The organism is Companilactobacillus halodurans (assembly GCF_009600995.1).
Lineage (GTDB): Bacteria > Bacillota > Bacilli > Lactobacillales > Lactobacillaceae > Companilactobacillus > Companilactobacillus halodurans.
The window spans coordinates 25,589-35,115 of sequence record NZ_VDFO01000030.1 but is presented as its reverse complement, the minus strand read 5'-3'; the positions used below and the strand labels follow the sequence as shown (position 1 = coordinate 35,115).

Below are 9,527 nucleotides of genomic sequence, written 5' to 3'. Positions count from 1 at the left end.
GGTCGAACATCTAAAGGGCATGAATGGTGTCCTTTTTTGGTGTTCTTAAATGGTTATTACTAATAAATGGTATACAAAAATAAAGTTGATGGCAAAATACCTATCAACTTTATTTATCGTACAGCCGTTTTTTTGTGTTTGCGTTAATATCATAATATGAAAATAATTTTGAGGTGAAAAGTTGTCAAATAAAGATGTGCTTGTCTTTGAAATTGAACAAGCAAAAGGTAAACCAAGAGATATTAAGAAGAAAAAAGATTATTGTCCGTTTTGTGATACGCAAAATTTGACTAATATAATCGATCAAAAAGATGATATGATTTGGCTGAAAAATAAGTTTAGAACTCTAAAAGATACTGATCAAACTGTTCTAATTGAATCACATGATCATTTTGGAGATATTTCAAATTATTCAGTTGAAAAAAATCAGCAAATTTTTGAATACGCATATGAATGCTGGAATAAGATGATTCAAAGTAAAAAATATACTAGTGTTTTAATGTATAAAAATTTTGGTCCAATGTCTGGCGGTTCTTTGCGTCATCCACATTTGCAAATTATCGGTTTAGATAAAGTGGATGGCTATAAACATATTGAAGAAGAGAATTTTACAGGGATGGATGTTTTTAATTCGAAGCACATCAATGTTAATGTTTCTGAAAAACCCATCATGGGCTTCGTTGAATTCAATGTTACGATCAATAACCCTAAATATATTGATGATTTAGCAGAATTTACTCGTGTGACCGTTAAATATGTCCTTGATGACTTATATGGCGGCAAGTTCGATTCTTACAATCTCTTTTTCTATAAAGTTGGTCGAAAGATCATTTGTAAAATCGAAGCTCGTTATGTTGTTTCACCTTACTTTGTTGGCTATCGTTTGTCTCAACGTGATGGCGACAAACAAGTTCGAGGAATTGCTGATGTTTTATTGGAACGTCTGCAAGAAAATGCTCAGTCAAAAGAAATTGAAGTGGAAAAATAATTTTGCTCAAAACTTTACAAACAAATTAAAAGAAGCTCAACCATTGATTTGGTTGGGCTTTTATTGTTACAAAAATCACTCATTGATAATTTGCCGATATTTTCAATGAGTGATTTTTGAGATAACTTCGTAAAAAAATTCAATTGATATGTAACTTGAAATAAAATGAAATTTTAAAATTCAGTATTATCAGGTGATTGGTGAAGATAGAGTTCAATATATAAATGAAATATCAATATTGAATAAATAAATAATAATAAATGAAACCAAGAATAAACAATAAAAGACTTTTGATTTTAGAGGTTGCAATTTACATTGAAATTTATACTAATAACTGGCATAGACAATAGAAGGTGAAAAAATGAGCAATTGGAAAAAGAATTGGCTTTTAATTTTACCAATAATTATTTTTCTAACGTTTTTAGTAACTGGATTTCAAAGTGAAATTGTTTTGGGGTCAGGAAAGAGAACAGAGATTCCAAAGTATTACAATAAACCATCTCCAGATCCTGTAGGAGGACTACTAGATGGTTACTTTCAAGGCGGATTTGTTACACAACCGAATTCAGAATATAATGTCGATATTGGAAGTAGTATTACAATTAATACTAATTCACAACCATCGAATTTTGTTAAATGGGGTCCAAATTATAGTGTTACTCATACTTGGATGGAAAAAAGCAACCTAGGTTGGGAACCAGTTAAAAAGAATAATAGCTCTGCTATTACTGTTAGTCCTACCAAGATAGGGAAAATTATATATCAATTAGTAGATACGTATTCTGTTAAAAGAAATTTTTTTGGGAAAATTAAAATTGATAAATATTCTTACTATTCAAATGTCGTGACAGTAAATGTCACTGATAACTTGTTAGATGCCACTTCTGTGAAGATGAATATTGATGCTGATTATTTATACAATACTTCTAGTCCAATTGTAACAAATACAGCTGTTGCAACGGCTTCGGCTGAACCTAAGAACAATGGTGCTTTATTTTATTGGAAGTCATCAGATGAAAGTATTGCTAAAGTTGACGAAAATTCAGGACTGATTGTTGCTAATCCTAATGGAAAATCAGGAAAAGTGACTATTTTTTGTGTGGCTTTAAATACTGATTTAACGAGATTATTTACGCAAAAGACAATAACTGTTGGTGGAGGACTAGATGACCAGGATGCCAAACTTGATGATAAAGTGACTTTTGCAATTCATTCACCAATAACGAATAGGGAAGCATTGCCGGAAAATATTAAAATGATTTGGTTTCGAATTACTAAGGATGGTAGGACTATTCAGTTAGCAACACAAAAAAATCCCTTTAAATATGTAATTGATAAAGTTACTCGTGATAATGTTGGCGATAGTTATTATGCTCAATTAAGTCTTAATGGAAAAGTTTATAAAACTAATATTGCTAAATTATTCGTCACTGTCCCATATGACCCTAAAGTTAATATCGAAAATACTATCGATGATATCAGTCACTCAGATAGTCATAATACTAATTTAACTCTCAAAGGTGTTTCTAATACTGATAAATTAATTTATCAGTTTGTTTTAAGTAATAAAGGGTATCAAGATTTTAATGGGTCGACACTAACTTTTTCTATACCGGCATTTACTGGAGTTGATCAAATTGAGATAGATGGGAAAAAATTATCCGGTGATCAATACTCAATTATTGCTGATGGGAAAAATCAGCAAATTACAATTGATTTAGGTAATTTTAAAATGGATGAAAAGCATCTTATTAAATTAGAAACCACTGTTTCAAAAGATACCAAAGTTACTCATTTTGATAGTTATCCAATTTTTAATGGCCAACAGACTGAAGACAATAACAATTCATTTTCAGTAAAAGGTGAAGCATTAACCATAGATCCCCAAGTGGGGAAAATATCGACAAATTTTAATAATATTAAATTTGAAAATATTTTTCCATCATATAAAAAAACAATTGTTCATCGTACGTCAGACAGTAATTCACCCAATGACGTCGTCCAAATTGATGATAGTCGTCAAAGTAAATCACCAATGAAGGTTTATTTAATGCAAGTAAGCAAGCTTACTAATTCACAGGGCAAACCTTTGAATGGCAAGATGATGTACTATCGAGCAGGATTAAGTCCTCAATCCATTGATCATCAAGTATTAGTGGATGAATCAAATGAAGATGAGGCTTTACCATCCATCAAATGGGATAAAAATGAAGGATTGCTATTAAATTTATCAAATGGGAATCAACCAAGTGGAGTTTATCAAGCAACCTTAAATTGGTCTATTATTAATTCAATATAAGATTAATTGCATGCAACTTTTATTAATTAATGTTATGTAACCTTAGAAAGCATTCGTGATAAAAATATTATAAAGAATGTGGCTTTAGTATCAATAAATGTTTTACGAAAACATAGTGAAAAACAATCGAACCAAAACCAAACAAAAAGGGACCCTAATAGAAATTAGAGTCTCTTTATTAATAATAATTTATAAATTTAAGCTTCTGGTTGATAATCCTTATCGATAACCAAGATTGGTTTGATAGTTTTACCACTAACTAAATCAGCATCGGCTTCGTTGATTTGGTCAAAGTCGTAAAACTTTTCAGTCAAATCAAATGGGAAGACACCCATTTGATAGAATTTGATCAAACGAGGAATATCAACTTGAGGAATAGCATCACCCATGTTGACACCAACAACTTTTTTGTCATCAATGCAGAGGTCGTTCCAAGTACTAATATCAATATTTTGTGGTGTAACAGCGATTGTAGCACTAGTTCCACCTTGTGTTAGAGCAGCAATCGAGTCAGTCATAACTTTGGCAACGCCAGTTGTATCAACAGCCCAGTCAACACCTAAGCCACCAGTGATTTTCTTGATAGCTTCAACGGCATCTTCATTTTTACTATTAATAACGTCAGTTGCTCCCAACTTTTTAGCTAATTCCAAACGTGAATCAACGATATCGACGGCAATGACATTGACACAGCCAGAAATCTTTCCGGCCATCATAGCAGCAAGTCCAACGGCACCTGTACCAAAGACTGCAATTGTGTCTCCAGGTTTTGGTTGTAGAGTATTGAAGACAGTTCCGCTACCTGTAACGTAGCCACATCCTAGAGGTCCAAGTTTTCTCAAATCAAGATTCTTAGGTACTTTAACGGCATTTCTTTGTGAAATAACTGTGTGAGTAGTGAATGATGATTGATTGAACATGTCGCTTACGTGGTGACCGTCTTCAGTGAAATGGTCAGACCCATCAGGGCGAGTACCTGAAAGATTGGAAGCCGCATACTTACGACATTGGGTTGGTTTGCCTTTCAAACAGTTGTCACATTGCCCGCATGAGTAAAATGACATAACGATGTGATCGCCTGGCTTGAAGTTTGTAACATTTTTGCCAACTTTTTCAACAATTCCGGATCCCTCATGTCCAAGAACTACTGGGAAACTAAAAGCAGCATCACCGGTACGCAATGCTTCGTCAGAATGACAAATACCTGAAGCGACAACTTTAACTTGGAGACCATCATCTTTTAGATCGGCCAATTCAACGTCATCTTTAATAACGAATGGATCATTAACTTTATCAACAACAGCAGCTTTAATTCTCATAGCAAAATCCTTCTCTCATTAATATTTGAAACCGTTTGTACAATGAAAATTATTTCACTAAATTATCAAAATATCAATCTTGCATTTTTAAGAAAAGTAATATACATCATAATTTGGGTAATACAAAAAATAATTAAAAGTATTAAATGATTGTTATTGAAATTTTATGCAACTACAATAGATAACTGGCTAAGAAAGGGGATTTTAGAATGGCATTCAATAAAAAAGATTTTAAGTTTATAACCATGATAGGCAAGAAGAAATTATATCGTGATAATAACAAGGAAAATGTGTTTGCACTAATTTCACCGGATGAAGATAATTCTGGAGTATCATCGTTTGACAAAATTCAAACAGCTGAAGTTCTAGCAGCAGCAAGAAGATATGATACTTGTAAGAATGACAAATATAATACAGGTGCGGAAGAATCAGATTATCTTAATACTATGTTTAGAATTCATGAAGTTCATTAGTTAAAGGGTAAAGATGATAATACCGATATTTTAACAAATAGTAAAAAATGTTAAAAAATAATTCCTAATTGATTTGTTGAACAAATTGATTGGGATTTTTTTTAGAGTGACATAATATTTATGAACTGTTATTATTACTTGAATTGTCTTTCTGATATAATAGAGAAGATTAAATATGTAAGTAACTGATACCCTCTCAAAAATCATGTTAAAGAGGGTATTTTTAATGTAAGGTTACTAAAATAACGAATATAAAAGAGTATGGTGAATATGGAAATAACAGATATGTATGGTCAAGTACTAGCAGGCACCGTGACTGATTTAAATAAGGATGAAGCTTTTGTGCAAATTGAAGGTTATACTTTTGCCTTAGATTTGAGTGAATTAACTGAAATTCCTGAACTTGGCGATGAAATTGCTGGCTTTGTTTATGAGAATCAAGCGCATAAAAATAAAATGACGACCGTTTTACCCTTCGTAACTCAAGGAGTTTGGGATTTCGCTGAAGTAACTGATGTCAGAACTGACTTAGGTGTTTTTGTAAATGTGGGTCTAGAAGATAAAGATATTGTTGTTTCTTTAGATGATTTGCCATTTGAACATAATGAATGGCCTAAAAAGGGCGATAGTTTGATGGTCAAATTGGAAGTTGATCACAAAGGTCGTTTATGGGGCAAATTGGCTGATATTGAACTTTACACGCAAATTGCTAGAAGTCCTGGCGAACTCAAAACAATTATGAATAAAGATGAAGAAGGAACCGTGATTGCTATTAGAGATTCTGGTGCCTTTGTGATGACTGAAAGCTATTATATGGGCTTCATCCATGTTAATGAACAAAGTGAGCCTTTACATGTTGGTCAACATATCAAAGCCCGTGTCATTGGTGAAAGCCATCGTCGTTTGAATCTTTCAATGAAACCTCGTGCTTATGAAGAAATTTCACCTGACGCTCAAATGATCGTTGCAGTTTTGGAACATTCGATCGATAAAAAGATACCATATACTGACAAGAGTGATCCAGATGATATTCGTGAATATTTTGGTATTAGTAAAGGTAGTTTTAAACGTGCTTTAGGCAATTTGATGAAACAACGTAAAATTGAACAAAAAGACGGCTATACTTATCTAAAATAGAGGTGATAATTTATGAGTGATAAATTATCAATTAAGAACCAAGAAATGATCGATACGATTGCAGATTATGCTCGGTATTTACGATTAGATCGAGGTTTATCTCAAAATACGATTATTTCATATCAACAAGATTTGTTGGAATTTAGTAAATTTCTAGAAGATAGAAAAATTAGTTTTTATCCTGAAGATCATTTTGTCGTGACGCAATTTTTTGCTGACCAAGATAAAATGAAAAAATCTAAAACGTCGCAGATGCGAATATTTTCTTCACTTAGAAAATTTTACCAGTGGCTTGAATTAGTTGAGAAGATCAAGAGTAATCCTCTGAATCAAATGGACGCACCTAAAAAGGGCAATCATTTACCAGTAGTTTTATCAATGGATGAAGTCAATTCTTTGATTGAGTCTCCAGATATTACAATTCCTTTAGGTATTAGAGATCGGACAATTTTTGAAGTCATGTATGCAACTGGTTTACGTGTAAGTGAATTGGTCAATCTGACTATGGATGATTTACACTTGGATCTGGAACTGATAAAGACTTTAGGCAAAGGAAATAAAGAACGTCTGTTACCCATTAGCGATACTGCCATCAGTTGGCTAAAGAAATATTTTTCAGAAACTCGCAATGATTTAGTTACGAAGTATGGTCAACAAAAAGAAGTCTTTTTGAATTTTCGAGGTAAAAAATTAACTCGTCAGTCAATTTGGCGCATGATAAAGAAATATATTGCTCAAGTTGGTATTGAAAAAGATGTTACTCCACATACTTTAAGGCACTCGTTTGCAACGAATCTTCTAGAGAATGGTGCTGATTTACGGGTAGTTCAAGAATTATTAGGACATTCAGACATTTCAACTACACAAATTTATACGCATATTAATAAGACTCATATGAAACAAGTTTATAATAAGTCATTTCCGCGTGCATAGGAGGAGTAGGATGCTTTATAAATATAGTGATGAAAATAAAAAAATTGCGATGGGGTTTTTGTCATATATCAGTGATTTAAAAGATTTAAATAACTTAGAACAAGAATTAAAGCTCTATTCAGAAGATGAGAATCGTCAGTTATATCTTTGGAAAAGCAATATTGAAGATTATTCTGGAATTGTGGCATTATCTTTTTCTAACAAAACTGTTTTTATCGAATATATTTCTTTAAATCCATCCTATCGTTCACAAAGTAACATTTTTAAAATTTTTGATGACATTCAACAACGTTTCCCAGAATTAGTTATTTTGGGTAATTTTGATTTGAGTGATCAATTGGCCCAATGGCGTCAAAATAAGTCAAAATTAAAAAAAGATAAAGATTTGGAAGAAACAAGTTAATGCAAAAATTAAAATTGATTTTAACTGATTTTGAAGGTCCAATTGATTTATTACTGCATTTGATCAAAGAGTCAAAAGTGGATATTTATGATATTCCAATTGCCCAGATCACTTCGCAATATATTGATTATTTAAAAAGTATGAAAGTTCTACAACTAGATATTGCTGGCGATTATCTGGTTATGGCATCGACTTTGATGTCAATTAAGAGTAAGATGCTCTTACCACAAGCTCCTGATGAAGTCGAAGAAGACTTGGATGAAGATCCAAGAGATGAATTGGTCTCACAATTATTGACTTATCAAACTTACAAACGAGTAGCTGCTTATTTTGAGGAAAAAGAGCAACAACGTAAAGAACAGTTTGATAAAGAAGTCAGTGTTACTGACCAAAAAATAGGGCAGTTTTTAAAACCGGGTTCAGTTGCTCTAGACGATTTAGCAGCTACATACGTACAATTATTGCGTGATAGAAAAAACCGACAGCCAGAGACAGAAACAATTGCAAATGAAACTTTATCAATTGAAGATGCTAGTAACAATATCGTGACGGAGTTGCATCGAGTTAAAAAAACTACATTTAAGGCTTTGTTAAAATTGAATCATAATGTCGAAGAAATTGTGACTGACTTTATGGCCATTTTGGAACTGGCTAGTAAGCAAATTGTAGCCATTAGTCAAGCTGATTTTAAGAGTGAATTATTTATTGAATTGAGGAATTAATGTGTATCAAGCAAAGATAATGGCGTTACTGTTCGTTGCTGGAGACCAGGGCATTAAAGAAAAGGATTTAGCCCAACTTTTAGAAATCGACAGTGCCGCTTTAAGACAAAACATTGAAGAATTAAAAGTAAAATTGTTGACTGATCAAGATTCGGGAATTCAATTAGTTGAATACAATTCCTTGTACAAATTAGTCACTAAAAATGAATTCAGTGAACTGCTAACAAGTTTCTTTAAGGCTGGTTTAGGGACAAAATTAAGTCAAGCTGCTTTAGAAATTTTATCTATCGTTGCTTATCGTCAACCTATTACCAGGGTTGAAATCGATGAAATTCGTGGAGTTCAAAGTTCAGGTAGCTTGAATACTTTGCTAATGCGTAAATTGATTAAAGAGCATGGGAAAAAGAATGTTCCTGGTCATCCCAATCTTTACATGGTTACTGATGAGTTTTTTGACTACTTTGGAATCAAGAGTATTTCGGAATTACCAAAAATAGAAAATTTTGAAGATGATTCAAATATAGGAGATATAAATGGAGAAAGTTAGATTACAAAAATTTATGGCGGACGCTGGTGTAGCTTCACGTCGTAAGTCTGAGGAATTGATTGCTAAAGGACATGTAAAAGTCAACAATAAAACCGTGACTGAAATGGGTGTCAAAGTTGATCATAGTGATCGCGTTGAAGTTGACGGGATGCCATTGCAAACTGAAAAGAAACGTTATATTTTGTTGTACAAGCCTCGTGGCGTAATTTCAGCTGTCAAAGATGATAAAGATAGGAAGGTCGTTACTGACCTACTAGAAGATGTGGATGAAAGAGTTTATCCAATCGGTCGTTTGGACTATGATACATCAGGCTTATTGCTTTTAACTAATGACGGCGAATTTGCTAATCATTTGATGCATCCTAGATATCATGTTGAAAAGACATATGTAGCTAAGATCGAAGGCTTTTTAGCAACAGAAGATATCAAGAAATTAGAAAATGGTATCAAATTGAAAGGCTTTACTACTGCTAAAGCAAAAGTCAAAGTCATGTCTAAAGAGAAGAAAAAGAATACTTCTATCGTAAGAATTACGATTCATGAGGGACATAATCACCAAGTTAAGAATATGTTTGAAGCTGTTGGTAATAAGGTTGAAAAATTATCTCGTGAACGTTATGGTTTCTTGACGCTTGATGGTTTAGTTTCAGGTAAGTATCGTGATTTGACTCGTCAAGAAGTTGCTGAATTGAAGAAACAAGATTAA

The 9,527-nt window shown here is 32.7% G+C and carries 10 protein-coding genes; 9 read left to right on the top strand and 1 reads right to left on the bottom strand.

The features are described from left to right. Positions 1–181 precede the first annotated feature (181 nt). The gene (locus FHL05_RS08615; RefSeq protein WP_153522472.1) at positions 182–988 is read left to right on the top strand and encodes a DUF4931 domain-containing protein; all 807 of its coding nucleotides are present in this window, start codon (positions 182–184) and stop codon (positions 986–988) included. 361 nt (positions 989–1,349) lie between these two features. Beyond that, on the top strand, positions 1,350–3,287 hold the full coding sequence (locus FHL05_RS08610) for a hypothetical protein (protein ID WP_153384236.1): 1,938 nt from the start codon (positions 1,350–1,352) through the stop codon (positions 3,285–3,287). A 197-nt stretch (positions 3,288–3,484) separates the two neighbouring features. Here the strand turns inward: FHL05_RS08610 and FHL05_RS08605 are convergent, their stop codons facing one another. Next, positions 3,485–4,606, bottom strand: a complete 1,122-nt coding sequence (locus tag FHL05_RS08605) for an NAD(P)-dependent alcohol dehydrogenase (RefSeq protein ID WP_153384235.1) — start codon at positions 4,604–4,606, stop codon at positions 3,485–3,487. A gap of 209 nt (positions 4,607–4,815) precedes the next feature. Here FHL05_RS08605 and FHL05_RS08600 point away from each other — a divergent pair, with 209 nt between their 5' ends. The 7 genes from FHL05_RS08600 to FHL05_RS08570 all read left to right on the top strand — a co-directional run bounded on the left by FHL05_RS08600 (position 4,816) and on the right by FHL05_RS08570 (position 9,527). Then, positions 4,816–5,079, top strand: a complete 264-nt coding sequence (locus FHL05_RS08600; protein WP_153384234.1) for a hypothetical protein — start codon at positions 4,816–4,818, stop codon at positions 5,077–5,079. Positions 5,080–5,349: 270 nt separating this feature from the next. Then, complete coding sequence (locus tag FHL05_RS08595) at positions 5,350–6,216, top strand: CvfB family protein (RefSeq protein WP_153384233.1); 867 nt, start codon at positions 5,350–5,352, stop codon at positions 6,214–6,216. A gap of 12 nt (positions 6,217–6,228) precedes the next feature. Further along, complete coding sequence (xerD, locus tag FHL05_RS08590; RefSeq protein WP_192917930.1) at positions 6,229–7,149, top strand: site-specific tyrosine recombinase XerD; 921 nt, start codon at positions 6,229–6,231, stop codon at positions 7,147–7,149. Positions 7,150–7,159: 10 nt separating this feature from the next. Continuing rightward, entirely contained in the window at positions 7,160–7,552 is a 393-nt protein-coding gene (locus FHL05_RS08585) for a RibT protein (protein WP_153384232.1), read from the top strand. Further along, positions 7,552–8,274, top strand: a complete 723-nt coding sequence (locus tag FHL05_RS08580; RefSeq protein WP_153522470.1) for a segregation and condensation protein A — start codon at positions 7,552–7,554, stop codon at positions 8,272–8,274. The genes FHL05_RS08585 and FHL05_RS08580 overlap by 1 nt, the downstream gene beginning before the upstream one ends. 1 nt (position 8,275) lies before the next feature. After that, positions 8,276–8,821 (top strand): SMC-Scp complex subunit ScpB, encoded by a 546-nt coding sequence (gene scpB, locus FHL05_RS08575; protein WP_162000260.1) that lies wholly within the window; start codon positions 8,276–8,278, stop codon positions 8,819–8,821. Next, complete coding sequence (locus FHL05_RS08570; RefSeq protein WP_153522468.1) at positions 8,808–9,527, top strand: pseudouridine synthase; 720 nt, start codon at positions 8,808–8,810, stop codon at positions 9,525–9,527. The genes scpB and FHL05_RS08570 overlap by 14 nt, the downstream gene beginning before the upstream one ends.